The sequence below is a fragment of the Mumia sp. Pv4-285 genome (assembly GCF_041320275.1).
In the GTDB taxonomy this organism is placed as follows: domain Bacteria; phylum Actinomycetota; class Actinomycetes; order Propionibacteriales; family Nocardioidaceae; genus Mumia; species Mumia qirimensis.
Genome location: NZ_CP162023.1, coordinates 422,081 through 437,869, shown reverse-complemented (window position 1 = coordinate 437,869; position 15,789 = coordinate 422,081). Strand labels below are relative to the sequence as shown.

The following is a 15,789-nucleotide window of genomic DNA, read 5'->3' as shown; positions in this document are numbered from 1 at the left end:
AGCGATCACCCAACCATGTCCGACTTCCCCTGGGGCGACCTCGCCCTGAACCTGCTCGTGAGCGCGGCCGCTGTCGTCGTGCTGATGGGCGCGATCATGGCGACCGCGGTCGCGATCAAGAACCAGTCGATCATCGACATCTTCTGGGGCCCCGGCTTCGTCGTCGTCGCCCTGGTCTCCTACCTGGTCTCGGCCTCCTCCTCCGGCGACGACACCCGACGGCTCGTCGTCCTGCTCCTCACCGCCGCGTGGGGCCTGCGGCTCGGCCTCTACATCGGCAACCGCAACCGCGGGCACGGCGAGGACAAGCGCTACACCGCACTCATGCGCCACCAGACCGGCTCGCTCGTCGGGTTCCTGATCCGCAAGATCTACGGCCTCCAGGGCGTGCTGCTGTTCGTGGTGTCCCTTCCCGTGCAGGTCGCGATGTACGAGAGCTCCTCGCTCGGCGTCCTCGACGGGCTCGGCATCGCCCTGTGGCTGGTCGGCTTCTCGTTCGAGGCGGTCGGCGACTGGCAGCTCGCACGCTTCAAGGCCGACCCCGCCAACGCGGGCAAGATCATGGACCGCGGCCTGTGGGCGTGGACCCGCCACCCGAACTACTTCGGCGACTCCTGCGTGTGGTTCGGCCTGTGGCTGCTCGCCCTCGGCCACCCCATCGGCCTGGTCACCGTCATCTCGCCGATCGTCATGACCGTGCTGCTGCTCCGCTTCAGCGGCAAGGCGCTGCTCGAGAAGGGGATGCGCCGCAGCAAGGGCGCGGCGTACGACGAGTACGTGGCCCGCACGAGCGGGTTCTTCCCGCGTCCTCCGCGTCGCCGTCCGGCGTCCGCCACCGAGGTCGCCGGATGACGACCGCCCAGACGGAGGGGACGCTCGCCGGCCTGTTCGACCTCGAGCAGACCGGCGCGGACACCTGGCTCGGCGCGAGCGACGTGATCCCGCTGCCGCAGCTCTTCGGCGGACAGCTGGTCGCGCAGTCGATCGTCGCTGGTGGGCGCTCGGCAGGCGAGGCGAAGCGCGTGCACTCCTCCCACACGGCGTTCCTCCGTCCCGGCGCGTCGCACGTCCCCGTCCGCTACACCGTGGAGCCGCTGCGCGACGGCCGCCGGCACTCCGTCCACGAGGTCAGCGCCTGGCAGGACGACCGGCTGGTCTGCCGGACCATCGTGTCGTCGGCCACGGACGACGACGGCGTGCAGCACGAGCGGCCGGTCCCGACGACGGCGGCTCCGGAGGACAGCACCGCCCTGCAGGTGCTCGCCGAGGAGGACGGTGGTCTCGGCGAGTTCTGGGACGGGTTCGCAGCAGTCGAGGTGCGCGTCGCGCCGATCGAGGACGGTGTCGAGGTGCCTCACTCGGCCGTGGCCCCACGCAACATCTGGATGCGCGCGACCGACCGGCTGCCCGACGACCCGCTCCTCCACCGCGCCGCCCTCGCCTACGCCAGCGACCTGATGCTGATGGCGACCGCGGTGGCGCCGCACGGCGCTGTCACCGGTCACGAACGGACGATGGCGGAGCAGTGGTGGGCGGTCTCGCTGGACCACACGCTGTGGTTCCAGGGTGACCTGCGCGCCGACGAGTGGCTGCTGTTCGAGCACACGACACCGATGGCGTACGCGGGGCGCGCACTCGTGAACGCCGCCGTCTTCGACACCAGCGGCGGCGCGGTGTGCCAGGTGAGCCAGGAGGCCCTGGTCCGTACGAAGCGGTGACACCTCGGCGGGCGCTTCTTCCCGTCGCGCCGGGATGCGCGTAACGTCAGGGGCGTCTCCCGCCACCGCCCCGCCGGAGGTTGACAGCCGTGTTCATCCAGGTCATCCAAGGAAAGTGCTTCCGCCACCACGACATGCGGGGCGCCATCGAGGAGTGGCGGGACGAGCGCGCACCCGACGTCGTCGGATGGCTCGGCGGCACCTACGGCTTCACCGAGGACGACGTCTTCGTGGCGGTCGTCCGGTTCGCGTCGCGCGAGGATGCGCGGCAGAACACGGAGACCCGCGAGCACAGCGAGTGGTGGGCGCGTACCCGTCGGCTCTTCGCCGGTGAACCGGTCTTCCACAACTGCTCTCAGGTCGCGTTCGCCGTCGACGACGGGTTCGACGAGGCGCGGTTCGTCCAGGTGATCCAGGGGCGTGCCGACGACCCGGACCATCTCGAGTCGCTCGCGGCGGAGATGCAGGAGCTTCTCGACGAGCGGCCCGAGGTCATCGGCGCCACGCTCGCGGTCGACGAGGACGGCACCTTCACCGAGACCGTCGCGTTCACCGACGAGGCGTCGGCGCGCCGTGGCGCGCCGCAGAACGCACTCACCGACGTACGCGCCACCGTGTCGCCGTCCACGGCCGAGCTGCGCTACCTCGACCTGCGCGAGCCGTGGTTCGCGAGCCGCTGGGGGTGAGCCGGGTCAGGGTCGGCCGACCAGCAGCCGCTGCGGGTTGGTGACCATCATCTGCTCGAGCTGCTCGTCGGACACGCCGACCGCACGAAGGCGGGGAACGACCCGCCGCGACAGGTGGTCAAGGGTCCAGCAAGGGGCGTGCGCTCGTCGCCAGGCCGGCGGAGTCACGCGACTGAAGACGGCGCTGCCGTGCGAGAGGACGACGCGGTCGGCGTACCCGGCGCAGAGCACCGCGACCAGGGTAGCGACGCGCTTGTCGTCGTCGCCGACGTGCGTCATCCCGAAACGGTCGAACGCGACTGTCGCACCGGCGTCCATCAGTCGTACGAGGTAGTCGACGTCGTCGGTGTCGCCCGTGTGGCCGACCACCAGGCGAGCGGGGTCCACGCCGCGTTCGGCGAGGAAGGCGAGCTGGTCGAGCCCGCCACGCAGGGACGGGTCGCCGTGCACCGTGATCGGGACTCCGCAGGCGTCGTGCACCTCGGCCGCGGCCTCCAGGACGCGGACGGCATCCGGGGCGAGGCCCGCCTCGTCCACGACCACCCGCAGCATCCCGGCGCGTACGCCGCTGTCGCCGATGCCGTGCCGCACGTCACGGAGGAACATCTGGACCAGAGGGTCACCGCCGCCCACCAGACGACCGGGGCCGTGGGTGCCGAAGTACGGGGGGAGGCCGCCGCAGCCGTACCACCCCGTTGCGGCGACCAGGTTCATCCGGCTCCGGGCCGCGACCTCACCGACGAGGAGTACGTCCCGCCCCAGACCCGGCACCGTGAGGTCCACGACGGTCCGGACACCGAGCTCCCACAAGGAGTCGAGGGTCGCGACCGCCGTGGCGATCGCGGCGCGTCGGTCCCACTCGGGGTGGGGGTAGTCGCCGTCGAGCTCAGGGCTCAGGACGAAGAGGTGCTCGTGCATGAGCGTGGGGCCGAGGACGGCTGCGGGGACCGGGCCGCGGTACGTCGGCACGGGGGTTCCGGCGCACCGCGACTCGGGGACCTGCATCGAGCGAATCTAGGGAACGGCCGACCGTGTATGCAACCTGTTGCCACTAGTTGCCATCCGCGTCAACGCCGGCTCGTGTGTTGCCAGGATCACATCACGCGCGCTACCGTCCAACCATCAGTCGGATCAATTGGTCCGCCTAGTGGAACGGAGCACACGGCATGAGCTTTTCATCCAGCCTCGCCACGAAGGCAGGCGTCGGAGCCGCAGCGGTCCTCGCGCTGCTGGTCCCGACCGTCGGCGTGGACGCCTACCAGGGGCACGACGACCGGCGCGGCGGCAACAGCTCGTCGGCCGCCAGCGTCTACACCGACGAGATCAGCGACTACGGGGTCTGCCGCGGAGTCGACCCGCGGTGCTACAACGACTGGGGCAACGGCTACGCCGATGGGGAGACCAAGCGGATCCTCATCTACAGCCACACGGCCGGCCCCCGCCACGCGCATCTCGGTGACCGCCTCGCGCCGGGTCTGAACCCGCCGCTCAACGAGACCAACGTCGCCCAGCTCGGCCTCAAGAAGTGGGCCGAGGAGCAGGGCATCCAGGTCGACTGGACCGAGGACCCGAGCCGTCTCAGCGGGCTCAACAACTACCAGGCGGTCGTCGCGCTCAGCGCCAACCGCGACGCGTACGACGACACCGCCCAGACCAGTCTGAAGCAGTACGTGCGACGCGGCGGTGGATTCGTCGGCATCCACAACGCCTTCGGAGCGGAGTACAACTGGCCCTGGTACGAGGGGCTCCTCGGCGGCGCCAACTTCTACGACCACCGGCCCAACCGGCCCGGCACCGTCGAGACGCTGAACCGTCGCGACGTGTCCACGAAGAACCTGCCGCGGGAGTGGGCCTTCACGGACGAGTGGTACAACCTCGTCCCGTACCCGAGCTACGTGCGCGAGCTCGCGAAGGTCGACGCTGTCACCAGCGGCACGCCGGAGCGTGCGTCCGGGCACCCCGGGCACGGCGACGAGCACCTCGTGAGCTGGTGCCACTACTACGACGGCGGGCGCGCCTGGCTGACCACCCTCGGCCACGACGTCGCCGCCTGGACCGACGCCGAGCTCGAGGGCGACGAGTACTTCAAGGACCACGTCGTCAACGGCCTCCTCAGCGCGATGGGCATCAAGCCCTTCTGCGCCCGGTAGGCACGACCGCAGCAGCGGCGTCGGTCACGACCGGCGCCGCTGACGCGCGTTTGCACGACCTCGGTCAGCCCTCGTACGTCGCGAGTCCGTCCGGGCCTCCAGGGCAGTCGACGGTGCCGAGCTCCCGGAGGGGATCGAGACCGAGCACGAGGACGACCTCGCCGCCGCTGCACGTCACGTAAGCCCGTTCACCGTCGGGATCGAGGACCACCGCCTCGGGCATGTCCGGCACTTCGACCGCCTCCGCCGCGCGCCCCGTCCACGGGTCGACGACGACGACCTTCGACGTCTCCCGCAGGCCCACCAGAAGCCGCCCGTCACCGAGCGCGGCAGTGGCGAAGCCCACGGACGGCAGGTCGACCCACCGCGCGACCCGGAGCGACGGGACCTCGACGACCACCAGCCGCGGCTGTTGCTGATCGGCCACGAACACGTGGCTCTCGTCCGGCGACAGGCTGATCCGGTTCGCGACCGTGCCGAGCGGGAGGACCGTGCGACGACCGGTCGACAGGTCGAGCGCCGTGATCGACCCCGGGTCGACGTCGCAGGTGTACGCGTGGCTCCGCGCCGCGTCGACGACCAGCATGTGCGACTGGCGGTTCCCGGTGCCGAGGCGCCGACGCACGGTGCCGTCGCTGTCGACGTGGAGGACGGCGGCGAGACCCTCCGCCGTGACGTACAGACTGCCGTCGGGATTTGCGACCGCCGCGTGCGGCCGCGAGCCGCGCGGGAGCGTCAGGGTCGCGACCCGCTCGCCGACCCGCAGGTCCACGACGTCGATCGTGCGCCCGTCGCGGCCTGGACCGCCGACGACCGCGTCTCCGTAGATCGGGACGTACGCCAGCCCGCTCCGGGCGTCGACGGCAACCTCGTGTCCCGTGGTCCCGCTGAGCTCCACGGCCCGTACCACCTCACCACGCTGCGGGTCGACCAGCAGCAGGCGGGCGGCCGCCTTGGCGACGACCGCGAGGTGTGTCCGGCTCACCCGGCCTCGGGTCCCGGACGGTAGGCGGGCAGCACCGTCCGCGGCAGCGGCCCCTTGTTGCGTACGCCCGACTGACGCTCCTCCCACGCGTGCGCGAGGATGCCGACGCTGCGGCTGAGCAGGAACAGCCCGCGCGCGAGCGGCGCAGGCAGCCCCAGCTCGCCGTAGATGACGGCGGTCGCACCGTCGATGTTCATCGGGACCGGGCGTCGGCCCGGCCGGTCGAGGGCGCGCTCGAACGCCAGCGCGGCCTCCAGGTGCCGACCGGGGACGTCACCCGACGCCACCGCCTCGGACACCAGGCCGAGCAGCGGGTCGCGGCGCGGGTCGCGCGGATGGAAGCGGTGGCCGAACCCCGGCACGTACGCGCTCCGTCGACGGTGCTCGTCGACGATCGCGACCGCCGCGTCGTCCCAGCTCTCACCGTCCGCGACCCTGGCGATGGCGTCGTCGAGCATCACGACGCACTGCTCGCCGGCGCCCCCGTGGACGTCACCCAGGGCGTTCACCCCGGAGGCGACGGCGCCGTTGAGCCCGACGCCGCACGTCACCGTCATCCTGGCGATCGCGATGGACGGCGCCTGCGGACCGTGGTCGGTCGCGGCGACGAGCGCGGCCTCGAGCAGCCGGGTCTGGCTCGGCGTGGGGGTGCCGCCCACGACCATGAACCAGATCATCTCGACGAACCCGGTGCGTCCGATGAGCTCCTCGACGGGCACCCCCCGGTGGTCGATCTCGCCCGGCGCGATCCGGGTGATGGACGTGGCCCACCACTGCGCCGCTTCGTCGTCGGACGTCGTCACGGACGCGTTCCCTCCTCGGCGGACAGCGCGGTCTCCGAGAAGGCGTCGGTGTGCTCACCCAGCGTCGGCGCGGACGCCGGCGGGTGGAAGGAGCGCCCGTCGAACTGGACCCCGGAGCTCACGACCCGGACACTCCGCTCGTCGTCGCCCGGGAACGGCACCGAGGTGAGGAAGTCACGGTGCTCGAGCTGGTCGAGCTCGAGCGCCTCCGCGACCGACAGCACCCGTGCGGACGGCACGCCGTGGGCCGACAGGATCTCCTCCCACTCCGCTGCGGACCGCGCCCTGAGCGCGGCGTTGATCTCGCCGTTGAGCTCCGCACGGTTCGCCTTGCGAGCCTCCCGCTCCGCGAAGCGCGGGTCGACGACGAGGTCCGGTCGGCCGATGAGCGTACTGAGGGTCTCGAACTGCTCCTGCCGGTTGGCCGCGATGTTCAGGCGGCCGTCGGCGGCGTGGAAGGTCCCGGACGGCGCGGCGGTCGCGTTCTGGTCACCCATCGGCTCCGGCTCGGTGCCGCTGACGAGGTAGTTGGACACGGCCCAGCCCATCGCCGAGAGAGACGCCTCGAGCATCGACACGTCGAGGTACGCGCCACGGCCCGTACGCTCCCGCTGGAGCAGTGCGGCGCTGATGCTCATCGCCGCTGCCAGTCCTCCGGTCGTGTCGCAGATCGGGAAACCCACGCGAAGCGGTGCCGTCGTCTCCGTCCCGGTGATGCTCATCATCCCGGACAGTCCCTGGATGATCTGGTCGTACGCCGGCCGTTGGCTCATCGGCCCGGTCTGCCCGAACCCGGAGATCGAGCAGTAGACGAGGCCGGGGTGGCGCTCACGGACGGACTCCGGGGAGAAGCCGAGACGCGTCATGACGCCCGGCCTGAAGTTCTCGACCAGCACGTCGGCGGATCCCAGGAGGTCGTCGAGCAGCGCGCGTCCGTCCTCGGTCTTCAGGTCGACCTCGATCGAGCGCTTGCCGGCGTTCTGAGCGAGGAAGGACGCGCCGAGCAGCGTCCGGTTGAGATCGGGGTCCGGCCCGAGCTGGCGTGCGAGATCACCGCGGCCGGGGGCCTCGACCTTGATCACCTCCGCTCCCATGAGGAGCAGCTGGTAGCTGCAGTAGGGGCCGGCGAGCACGTTCGTGAGGTCGACGACCCGGATGCCCGAGAGCGGCCTGAGGGTGTCCGGCTCGCCGTCCTGCTCGGTCGCCGTGTGCGCCGTCACCGCGCACGCCCGAACGCTGCTCCGAGCCCCCGCCCAGCCATTCCGTCGGCCAGCGACCGCAGAGCAGGGACGATCTCGATCACCCGTTCCTCGCTGAACCGTGGCGTGGAGCCGCTGACCGAGAGCGCCGCGAACACCGAGCCCGCGTCGTCGAGGAGCGGGACGGCGACCGCGGAGACGCCCGACTCGCGCTCTCCGTGGCTCGCCGCGAAGCCCTCGGCTCGCACCACCTCGATCGCCGCTCGGAGCTCGTCGGCATCGAGGTGCTCGACGCCGCGCGGCGCGGAGGCCGCCACGCGCTTCACCAGCGCGTCGTCGGCGTCGAGCAGGAGCGCCTTCGACGACGCTCCGCCCCAGAGAGGCAGCTCGTCACCGATCCTGACGACGTGCCGCAGGGCGCGCGGACTCTCGGCCTGGGCGATGCAGATCCGGTGGATGTCGCGGCGGATGTAGAGGTTGACCGTCTCCTGCTGCTCCTTGGCGAGGTCCTGCATCATCTGCTGCATCTGCGCCGGAAGCTCCCAGGCGTGGTGCGCGAGGTGGGCCCAGCGCCAGAGTCCGGGCCCCGCCATGAACCCGGTGTCGGTGGACCACAGCAGCCCGTTCTGGACGAGGGTGTGGGCGATCCGGATGACGGTCGTCTTCGCGAGGCCGGTCTCCTCGACGATCTCGCGGATCGTGACGCGCGGCCTGTCCTCGCTGAGCAGGTTGAGGATCTCGAGCGCGCGTTCGACGCTTCGGACGCTGCCGGACTCCGACGCGGCTCCGCCCGGTCCTGCCGCACCCGAACTGCTTCTCTGACTGGGCACAGGCGCTCCTCGTTCCTTGTGTGGGCGACCCCGCACGTGGGGTCCTGTTCAGCATCTTCAGCATCGGGCCTTGCCACCACCCTGCGTAACCCGTACCTTAACCTAAGTCCATTCAGTGGTCCACAAGGTCCGCTAGACGGAAGGCGAATCGAGAGTGACATCACACGGTACGACGGACGACGAGCCGTACGGCGCACAGAACCTCGTGGCCGGTTCGTGGAGATCGTCGGAGCGCACCGCCACCCGGACCGGACCGTGGACCGGTCGTCCGGCCAGCGTCGCCGCGCAGGCGTCCGAGATCGAGGTCGACGAGGCACTGGCTGTGGCCCCCGAGTACGCACGGGCGGTCAGGGCACTCTCACCGGCGGCACGCGCCGACATCCTCGACCGAGCGGCAGCCCTCGTCACCGAGCGACGCGACGACATCGCGCGACACCTCGCCCTCGAGCTCGGCAAGCCGGTCAAGGACGGCCGGGGCGAGGTGGTGCGCGCGGCGGAGACGCTTGCCATCGCGGCGGCGGAGTGCCGGACCGCCGGCGGGGACGTCTTGTCGACGCCTGGTTGGCAGCGCGGTGCCGGGACGATGGCCATGACCTATCGTGCACCCCTCGGCGTCGTGGTGGCCATCACTCCGTTCAACGCACCGGTCAACCTCCTCGCCCACAAGCTCGCCGCGTCCTTCGCGGCCGGCAACACCACGCTCGTCAAGCCGCCGCCGCAGGCGCCGGCGGCGACCGAGGCCTTCGTACGAGCACTGCTCGACGCCGGCCTACCCACCTACGCCGTGCAGGTCCTCCACGGCGACGCCGAGGTGGGCGACCGCCTCACCTCGAGCGAGGTCGTCGCGGCGATCAGCTTCACCGGCAGCGCGGCGACCGGCCGCGCCGTCGCGCGCAGCGGCGCCGGCAAGCGGCTCGTGCTCGAGCTCGGGGGCAACGCGGCCACGATCGTCTGCGCGGACGCCGACGTCGACGACGCCGCCCGCCAGTGCGCGCGCACCGGCTTCAGCAACTCCGGCCAGAGCTGCATCTCGGTCCAACGGATCTACGTCCACCGACACGTCGCGGACGCCTTCGTCGAACGCCTCACCAAGGAGGTCGACAACCTCGTGGTCGGCGACCCGCTCGACGAGTCGACCGACGTCGGCAGCATGGTCGACCCGGCGGCCGCCCAGCGTGTCCACGACTGGGCGCGCGAGGCGGAGAGCGACGGGGCGACGATCGCGCGTGGAGGCAGCCTCGACGGATCCACTCTCACGCCGACGGTCGTCGTGGACCCGCCGGCAGACGCCCGTCTGCTCGTCGAGGAGGCCTTCGGCGCAGTGGTCGTCGTGCGTCCGTTCGACGACCTGGCGACGGTCGTCGACGAGTGCAACCAGGGCCGGTACGGCCTCCAGGCGGGCATCTTCACCCAGGACATCACCACCGTCGTCGACGCGTGGCGCGAGCTGGAGGTGGGCGCGGTCGTCGTGAACGGCACCTCGAACTTCCGCCTCGACCACGTCCCGTTCGGCGGCGTGAAGGACTCCGGGGTCGGTCGCGAGTCGCCGCGCTGGATGATCGACGACTTCACCCACGTCAAGACCCTCCTGCTCAAGGGTCAGTCGGTCTGGGGGACCGGATCGTGAACGCGCCGCACACCCACCGAGACGTTGGAGAGAGGAGCCCCATGAACGCGGAGCACGGCGGTGCACCCACCGGCGCTGAGGTCGTCGTCAGCCAGCTCGAGGCGATGGGCGTCGAGTACGTCTTCGGCCTCTGCGGCCACACCAACATCGCGCTGCTCGACGCACTCGGACGTAGCCCGATCGAGTTCGTCGTGTTCAGGCACGAGCAGACCGCGGCGCACGCGGCCGACGGGTACGCCCGCGCCACCGGCAAGCCGGGCGTCGTCGTGGTCCACGTGGGGCCCGGCATGATGAACGCGGTCACCGGTGTCGCGACGGCGGCGATGGACTCCGTCCCGCTCGTCGTCATCAGCGGCGACATCCCCTCGTACTATCGCGGGCGCCACCCGCACCAGGAGGTCAACCTCCACGCCGACGCCGACCAGGTGTCGATCTACCAGCCGTTCGTCAAGCGGGCCTGGGACGTCTCCCGCGTGGAAGACCTGCCGCGCTTCCTCGAGCGCGCGTTCTGGACCGCGACGACAGGACGTCCGGGCGCGACCCTGCTCAACGTCCCGATGGACATGTTCTCGCGCCCCCTCGACGACGATGCGGCGAGCCGGTTCTCGTTGCCGGAGACCTCGACCGCACCCGAGCTGTCCCCCTCGACAGCCGAGGCGATCGCCCGCGAGCTCGCCGGCGCCGAGCGTCCGCTGCTGTACGTCGGGGGTGGTGTCAAGAGCCCCGAGGCGGTCGCCGCGCTGCTGTCCATCGCGGAACGCCTCGACGTTCCGATGGTGCACTCGCTGATGGCGAAGGGCACCGTCCCGGAGAACCACCCGCTGCTGCTCGGGATGCCGGGGTTCTGGGGGCTGGAGTTCACGAACGACTACGCGCGGGAGGCCGACGTCGTCGTCGCGCTCGCCACCCGGTTCGCCGAGACGGACGCGAGCTCGTGGGACCCCGCGTACACGTGGTCCTTCCCGCCGGGCCGCCTCGTCCAGATCGACATCGATCCCGCCGAGATCGGCCGAAACTATCCGGTGTCCATCGGCGCGGTCGCCGACGTGACCAGCGCGCTCCTGGAGATCGACGCGGCGTCCAACCGCCTGGGCATCGAGCCGGTCGACCGTCCCGAGCTGCTCGCCCGGATCGCCGAGACCCGAGAGGCGCTGTTCGCGGAGACCCGGGTGCGCGGCACCAGCGACGACTTCCCGCTGAAGCCCGAGCGCATCCTCCGCGACGTGCTCGACACCGTCCCGTCGGACACGGTCCTCGTGACCGACGTCGGCTGGAACAAGAACGGGGTCGCGCAGCGCTACCGCCTTCCCGACGGCGGTCGGTTCGTGACACCCGGCGGGGCGTCGACGATGGGGTTCGGGCCTGCCGCCGCCCTCGGCGTACAGATCGCGTGGCCCGACCGCGTCGTCGTCGCGCTGATCGGCGACGGCGGGATGAGCGCCCAGCTCGCGGCCCTGCCCACCGCCGTCGAGCGCGACCTGCCGGTGATCTTCGTCGTGATGAACAACGCCGCCCACGGCACCATCGCCGACCTGCAGGCCGGCCACTACGGCGTGACCCACGGATGCGAGTTCCTGGATCGCGAGGGCAACCCCTACACCCCCGACTTCGCCGCACTCGGCCGCTCGTGCGGCACGGACGGCTACTCGGTCACCGATGCCGACTCGCTCGGGAAGGCGCTCGCCGACGCGGTCGCTGCCCGGCGTCCTGCGGTGATCGACGTCCCGATGGTCAACGAGCCGGTCCCCACGCCCGGCCACTGGAACATCAAGGACATCTACGCGGGTCGATTCCCGCACGACTGCGATCGCGCTTCCCACCGATGAAGCCGAGCGGGCGGCGTACGAACGCCACGAAACAGGAGGAGAACATGTCCACATCGAGGAAGTCCCGCGGGCTCGGGCTGGCGGCCGCGGCCGTGGCCAGTGCGCTGATCATCACCGCGTGCGGGGGCGACGACGACTCCGGCGGCGGGGGGGACGAGAGCGTGACGCTGTCGTTCGCCAACAGCTATCCGGACCAGCACCCGCACAACGTGTGCGGCACCAAGGTCGTGAGCGACACCCTGGCCGACGGTGACAGCGGCATCGAGATCGAGGTGTTCTCCAACAGCCAGCTCGGCCCCGATGCGGACCGTTTCGCGTCGGTCGCCTCCGGTGACATCGACATCGACATCCAGGGCAGCTCGGCGATCTCGGCGTCGTTCCCGGAGATCGGTGCCCTGGACGCCGCGTACGCGTTCGACGGCCCCGACGCGCTGTTCGAGTTCGTCGACAGCGAGGAGTTCGACGGGCTCGCCGACCGGCTGCTCGAGGAGACCGGCGTCCGGGTCCTCGACGTCTGGTACTTCGGCATGCGGCACTTCACCGCCAACAAGCCGATCCGCAGCTCGAGCGACTTCGACGGTCAGCGCATGCGCTTCCCCGACAGCCCGCAGTACCTGATGAACGCCAAGGCCCTGGGTGCGAAGGCGACGCCCGTCGCCTTCGAGGAGGTCTACCTCGCTCTCCAGCAGGGCACGATCGACGGCCAGGAGAACCCGATCCCGACGATCCAGGACCTCAACCTCCCCGAGGTGCAGAGCCACGTCAGCCTGACGGGTCACCAGGTCGGCTCGGTGCTCGCGATCGTCTCCGAGGACACCTGGCAGAGCCTCTCCGAGGATCAGCAGAAGGCCCTCCAGGAGTCCATCAGCGGCGCCCGCGACGGCGACCGCACGTGTGTCGAGGATGCCGAGAAGACGATCGTCGACGAGTGGAAGTCGGGCGACGACGTGACGGTCGTGGAGGACGTCGACGTCGACGCCTTCGCCCAGCAGGCGGAGGACTTCTTCATGGAGAACTACGAGGGTGACCAGCTCGAGCTCTACACGTCGATCCGGGACATGGCCAGCAAGTAGTCATGCCGCGGTCGGCTCACGGGACGCTTCCCGTGAGCCGACCGACGCCCCTTCTTCTCCTCAGGAGCTCGTCCATGCCCGTTGAACCAGCGACCTCCGAGCACGCTCGATCACGTCCCCTCGCCCGGGTCCTCCGGGGCCTCGAGCGGGTCGAGCTCTCCCTCGGCGTCTTCCTCGTCGCCTTCATCCTCGTGCTCGTGATGATGCAGGTCCTCGCCCGCTTCACCCCGATCCCCAGCGAGGTGTGGACTGGCGAGCTCGCGAAGTTCTCGTTGATCTGGCTGGCCTTCGGCCTCGCCGGCTACCTCATGGGGCGCGACGAGCACATCGCGCTCGACGTGGTCGACAACGTCCTTCCCCGCATCGGGAGGATCGTCGTGCGGGTGTTCTCGCTCCTCGTGGTGGCGGCGACGAGCCTGTCGTTCGCGTACGAGGGCTGGACCCTCGTGACGTCGGACTCCCCGATCAAGTCGCCTGCCGCAGGCATCCCGATGACCTGGGTGTACGTGATCCCGACCATCGGGATGGTGCTGACCGGCGTCCGCGCGCTGATGCTGATCGTGGTTCGACCCACGGGCCACACGGTGCGGGTCGCCGGGGAGCCGCTCGCCGAGTCGCTCGCCGAAGGGACGAAGCCGTGAGCGTCCTCGCCCTGATGATCGCGATCGTCGTGGCGATCGTCCTCCGTGTCCCGATCGCCTTCGCGCTGCTCGGACCGTCGCTGCTCTACATGTGGTCGCACGACATGTCGCTGGGCTTCGCGATGAGGGCCGCCACCGGCGGCGTGAACAGCTGGCCGTTGCTCGCCGTGCCGCTGTTCATCCTCGTCGGCTTCCTCGCGACACGCGCCGGGATCGCCGAGCGCATGTTCGCCCTGGTGCTGGCGCTGATCGGACGGCGGCGCGGGTCGCTCGGCTACGTCAACATCGGCGTCAGCCTCGGGTTCTCCTGGATGAACGGCTCGGCGCTCGCCGATGCTGCCGGCGTGGGCTCCATCGAGGTGCCGCAGATGATCAAGCACGGCTATCCGCGCAAGTTCGCCGTCGGCATCACGGGGGCCTCGTCGGTCATCGGCCCGATGATGCCGCCGAGCATCCCCGCCGTCGTGTACGCGTCGGTGGCGCTGGTCTCCACGAGCGCGCTGTTCGCCGCGTCGGTCGTCCCCGCGCTGCTGATCTGCCTGGCCCTGGCCGCGTACGTGTTCGTGTGGGCACGCCATCGTGAGGACCTCCGCAACCAGGCGTTCAGCTGGCGGGAGGTCCGGCGTACGTCGCTGGCCGGGGTCGGTGCGCTGCTGACACCGATCGTCATCCTGGGCGGGATCCTCAACGGCCTCTTCACCCCGACGGAGGCCGCCGCCGTCGGCGCCGTCTACATGCTGCTGCTCGGCTTCGCCTACCGGACGCTGCGGTTGCGGGACCTGCCCAGGGTCTTCGCGGACACCGCCGTCACCACGGCCTCGATCATGATCATCCTCGCGGCGTCGTCGTTGTTCGGCTGGATCATGGCGCGCGAGCAGGTGCCGACGGAGATCGCCACGGCGGTTCTCGAGCTCACCGACAGCAAGGTCGTCTTCCTCCTGCTCGTGAACGTTCTCCTGCTGTTCCTCGGGGCGATCATCGAGCCGACGTCGGCGCTGGTCATCGCCGTCCCGGTCCTGCTGCCCGTCGCGATGCAGCTCGGGGTCGATCCGGTCCACTTCGGCGTGATCGTCGTGCTGAACCTCATGATCGGGCTGCTGACGCCGCCGATCGGCGGTGTGCTCTTCGTGCTGAGCTCGGTGACCAAGATGCCGGTCTCGACCGTCTTCAGCGGGGTGGCCCCGTTCCTCGTCCCCCTCGGGGTGATCCTGATGATCGTGACGTTCGTCCCGGACGTCGTGCTCTGGCTGCCGAACCAGCTCGGTCTGTGACGGTGCCGCAGACGACACCGTTCGCCCACGGGCCGCCGCCGACGCGCGACACCGGGATCCTGCTGTTCGGAGTCCTGTGTGCGTCGTCGGCGCCTCCGTTGATGGCGGCGATCGCGGCGCCGGCGCTGGCGATCGCCTTCTGGCGCAACGCCCTGGCGCTGGTGGTCCTGGTCCCGTGGGCAGCGCTCAGATCACGGCGCGAGATCGCGACGTTGCGGGGACGCCGCCTCCTGCTGATCGCCTTCGCCGCCGTCATGCTCGCGACCCACTTCGGAAGCATGGCGGCGAGCCTCGACCACACGTCGGTCGCGTCAGCCGCAGCGCTCGTGTGCACGCAGGCCGTGTGGGCCGCGCTGTTCTCGCGGATCCTCGGGGAACGCCTGACGCTCGTCGCCTGGCTCGGAACCTTCGTGGCTCTCGCCGGCGTCCTGCTCGTCACCGGGATCGACGCAGCCGTGTCGACCGAGGCGGTCCTCGGCAATCTCCTTGCCATCCTGGCCGGTGCGGCCGGCGGTGCGTACATCGTCGCGGGCGGCATCGTGCGACAGTCCGTGGGCGTCACCGCGTACACGACCACCTGCTACGGCATCTGTGCAGCGACCCTTCTCGGCGCCGCGCTCCTCGCGGGTGCGCCGTTGTGGGGGTTCCCGCCGCGGGCGTGGATCCAGCTCGCTGCACTCACCGTCCTCGCGCAGCTGCTCGGCCACTCGATCTTCAACCTCGTGGTCCGCTCGGTGCGCCCGAGCTTCGTCTCCCTCACCCAGCTCCTCACCGTGCCGCTCGCGGTGATCGCCGCCGCGATCGCGTTCGGGGAGTCGCCTCCGCCCGCCGCGTACCCTGCGCTGGTCCTCATGCTGGTCGGCACCGGCATGGTCGTGTCCGCCGCACGCCGTCGCCCGCTGCAGATCGACGAGCTCTGAGCACGCCCGTCGCCGGACAATCGGCCTTCCCACGCCGACGGCACCCGCGTAGCGTCGAGT

Annotated in this window: 15 protein-coding genes; 10 read left to right on the top strand and 5 right to left on the bottom strand. The window is 70.6% G+C overall.

The window, feature by feature from the left end; all coding sequences use genetic code 11:
- Nucleotides 1–15: 15 nt before the first annotated feature.
- The 3 genes from AB3M34_RS02035 (at nucleotide 16) to AB3M34_RS02025 (ending at nucleotide 2,404) form a co-directional block, all read left to right on the top strand.
- Entirely contained in the window at nucleotides 16–852 is an 837-nt protein-coding gene (locus AB3M34_RS02035) for a DUF1295 domain-containing protein (protein WP_370617415.1), read from the top strand.
- Nucleotides 849–1,718, top strand: coding sequence for an acyl-CoA thioesterase (locus tag AB3M34_RS02030; RefSeq protein WP_370617414.1), 870 nt, complete (start codon nucleotides 849–851; stop codon nucleotides 1,716–1,718). The genes AB3M34_RS02035 and AB3M34_RS02030 overlap by 4 nt, the downstream gene beginning before the upstream one ends.
- An 89-nt stretch (nucleotides 1,719–1,807) precedes the next feature.
- Nucleotides 1,808–2,404, top strand: coding sequence for a hypothetical protein (locus AB3M34_RS02025; RefSeq protein ID WP_370617413.1), 597 nt, complete (start codon nucleotides 1,808–1,810; stop codon nucleotides 2,402–2,404).
- A 6-nt stretch (nucleotides 2,405–2,410) separates the two neighbouring features.
- Here the strand turns inward: AB3M34_RS02025 and AB3M34_RS02020 are convergent, their stop codons facing one another.
- The gene (locus tag AB3M34_RS02020) at nucleotides 2,411–3,409 is read right to left on the bottom strand and encodes a phosphotriesterase family protein (protein WP_370617412.1); all 999 of its coding nucleotides are present in this window, start codon (nucleotides 3,407–3,409) and stop codon (nucleotides 2,411–2,413) included.
- 161 nt (nucleotides 3,410–3,570) lie between these two features.
- On the opposite strand from AB3M34_RS02020, the gene AB3M34_RS02015 reads away from it, so the two are divergent.
- On the top strand, nucleotides 3,571–4,554 hold the full coding sequence (locus tag AB3M34_RS02015) for a ThuA domain-containing protein (RefSeq protein WP_370617411.1): 984 nt from the start codon (nucleotides 3,571–3,573) through the stop codon (nucleotides 4,552–4,554).
- 64 nt (nucleotides 4,555–4,618) lie between these two features.
- Here AB3M34_RS02015 and AB3M34_RS02010 read toward each other — a convergent pair whose 3' ends face one another.
- Genes AB3M34_RS02010 through AB3M34_RS01995 form a run of 4 tightly spaced genes read right to left on the bottom strand, consistent with a single transcriptional unit; the run spans nucleotide 4,619 to nucleotide 8,371 of the window.
- Nucleotides 4,619–5,539, bottom strand: a complete 921-nt coding sequence (locus tag AB3M34_RS02010; RefSeq protein ID WP_370617410.1) for a hypothetical protein — start codon at nucleotides 5,537–5,539, stop codon at nucleotides 4,619–4,621.
- Complete coding sequence (locus tag AB3M34_RS02005) at nucleotides 5,536–6,342, bottom strand: citryl-CoA lyase (RefSeq protein WP_370617409.1); 807 nt, start codon at nucleotides 6,340–6,342, stop codon at nucleotides 5,536–5,538. The genes AB3M34_RS02010 and AB3M34_RS02005 overlap by 4 nt, the downstream gene beginning before the upstream one ends.
- Nucleotides 6,339–7,562 (bottom strand): CaiB/BaiF CoA transferase family protein, encoded by a 1,224-nt coding sequence (locus AB3M34_RS02000; protein ID WP_370617408.1) that lies wholly within the window; start codon nucleotides 7,560–7,562, stop codon nucleotides 6,339–6,341. Before AB3M34_RS02000 ends, AB3M34_RS02005 begins: the two co-directional genes overlap by 4 nt.
- The gene (locus tag AB3M34_RS01995) at nucleotides 7,559–8,371 is read right to left on the bottom strand and encodes an IclR family transcriptional regulator (protein WP_370617407.1); all 813 of its coding nucleotides are present in this window, start codon (nucleotides 8,369–8,371) and stop codon (nucleotides 7,559–7,561) included. The genes AB3M34_RS02000 and AB3M34_RS01995 overlap by 4 nt, the downstream gene beginning before the upstream one ends.
- Before the next feature lie 154 nt (nucleotides 8,372–8,525).
- On the opposite strand from AB3M34_RS01995, the gene AB3M34_RS01990 reads away from it, so the two are divergent.
- The 6 genes from AB3M34_RS01990 to AB3M34_RS01965 all read left to right on the top strand — a co-directional run bounded on the left by AB3M34_RS01990 (nucleotide 8,526) and on the right by AB3M34_RS01965 (nucleotide 15,729).
- Nucleotides 8,526–9,998: an aldehyde dehydrogenase family protein gene (locus AB3M34_RS01990; protein WP_370617406.1), complete on the top strand. Its 1,473-nt coding sequence runs from the start codon at nucleotides 8,526–8,528 to the stop codon at nucleotides 9,996–9,998.
- 41 nt (nucleotides 9,999–10,039) lie between these two features.
- A complete protein-coding gene (locus tag AB3M34_RS01985; protein ID WP_370617405.1) occupies nucleotides 10,040–11,824 on the top strand; it encodes a thiamine pyrophosphate-binding protein in 1,785 nt (594 codons plus the stop codon).
- Between the two features lie 44 nt (nucleotides 11,825–11,868).
- Complete coding sequence (locus tag AB3M34_RS01980; protein WP_370617404.1) at nucleotides 11,869–12,897, top strand: DctP family TRAP transporter solute-binding subunit; 1,029 nt, start codon at nucleotides 11,869–11,871, stop codon at nucleotides 12,895–12,897.
- Between the two features lie 74 nt (nucleotides 12,898–12,971).
- Nucleotides 12,972–13,538, top strand: a complete 567-nt coding sequence (locus tag AB3M34_RS01975; RefSeq protein ID WP_370617403.1) for a TRAP transporter small permease — start codon at nucleotides 12,972–12,974, stop codon at nucleotides 13,536–13,538.
- Nucleotides 13,535–14,809, top strand: coding sequence for a TRAP transporter large permease (locus tag AB3M34_RS01970; RefSeq protein ID WP_370617402.1), 1,275 nt, complete (start codon nucleotides 13,535–13,537; stop codon nucleotides 14,807–14,809). Before AB3M34_RS01975 ends, AB3M34_RS01970 begins: the two co-directional genes overlap by 4 nt.
- Nucleotides 14,806–15,729 carry a DMT family transporter gene (locus tag AB3M34_RS01965; protein WP_370617401.1) on the top strand — a complete coding sequence of 308 codons (924 nt, stop codon included), beginning with the start codon at nucleotides 14,806–14,808 and terminating at the stop codon, nucleotides 15,727–15,729. Before AB3M34_RS01970 ends, AB3M34_RS01965 begins: the two co-directional genes overlap by 4 nt.
- Nucleotides 15,730–15,789 lie beyond the last annotated feature (60 nt).

What these genes read in the sequence shown, in the direction of transcription:
- AB3M34_RS02035 (WP_370617415.1), top strand. Translation starts at nt 16, where the DNA reads ATGTCCGACTTCCCCTGGGGCGACCTCGCCCTGAACCTGCTCGTGAGC.
- AB3M34_RS02030 (WP_370617414.1), top strand. Translation starts at nt 849, where the DNA reads ATGACGACCGCCCAGACGGAGGGGACGCTCGCCGGCCTGTTCGACCTC.
- AB3M34_RS02020 (WP_370617412.1), bottom strand. Translation starts at nt 3,409, where the DNA reads ATGCAGGTCCCCGAGTCGCGGTGCGCCGGAACCCCCGTGCCGACGTAC.
- AB3M34_RS02015 (WP_370617411.1), top strand. Translation starts at nt 3,571, where the DNA reads ATGAGCTTTTCATCCAGCCTCGCCACGAAGGCAGGCGTCGGAGCCGCA.
- AB3M34_RS01985 (WP_370617405.1), top strand. Translation starts at nt 10,040, where the DNA reads ATGAACGCGGAGCACGGCGGTGCACCCACCGGCGCTGAGGTCGTCGTC.
- AB3M34_RS01980 (WP_370617404.1), top strand. Translation starts at nt 11,869, where the DNA reads ATGTCCACATCGAGGAAGTCCCGCGGGCTCGGGCTGGCGGCCGCGGCC.
- AB3M34_RS01975 (WP_370617403.1), top strand. Translation starts at nt 12,972, where the DNA reads ATGCCCGTTGAACCAGCGACCTCCGAGCACGCTCGATCACGTCCCCTC.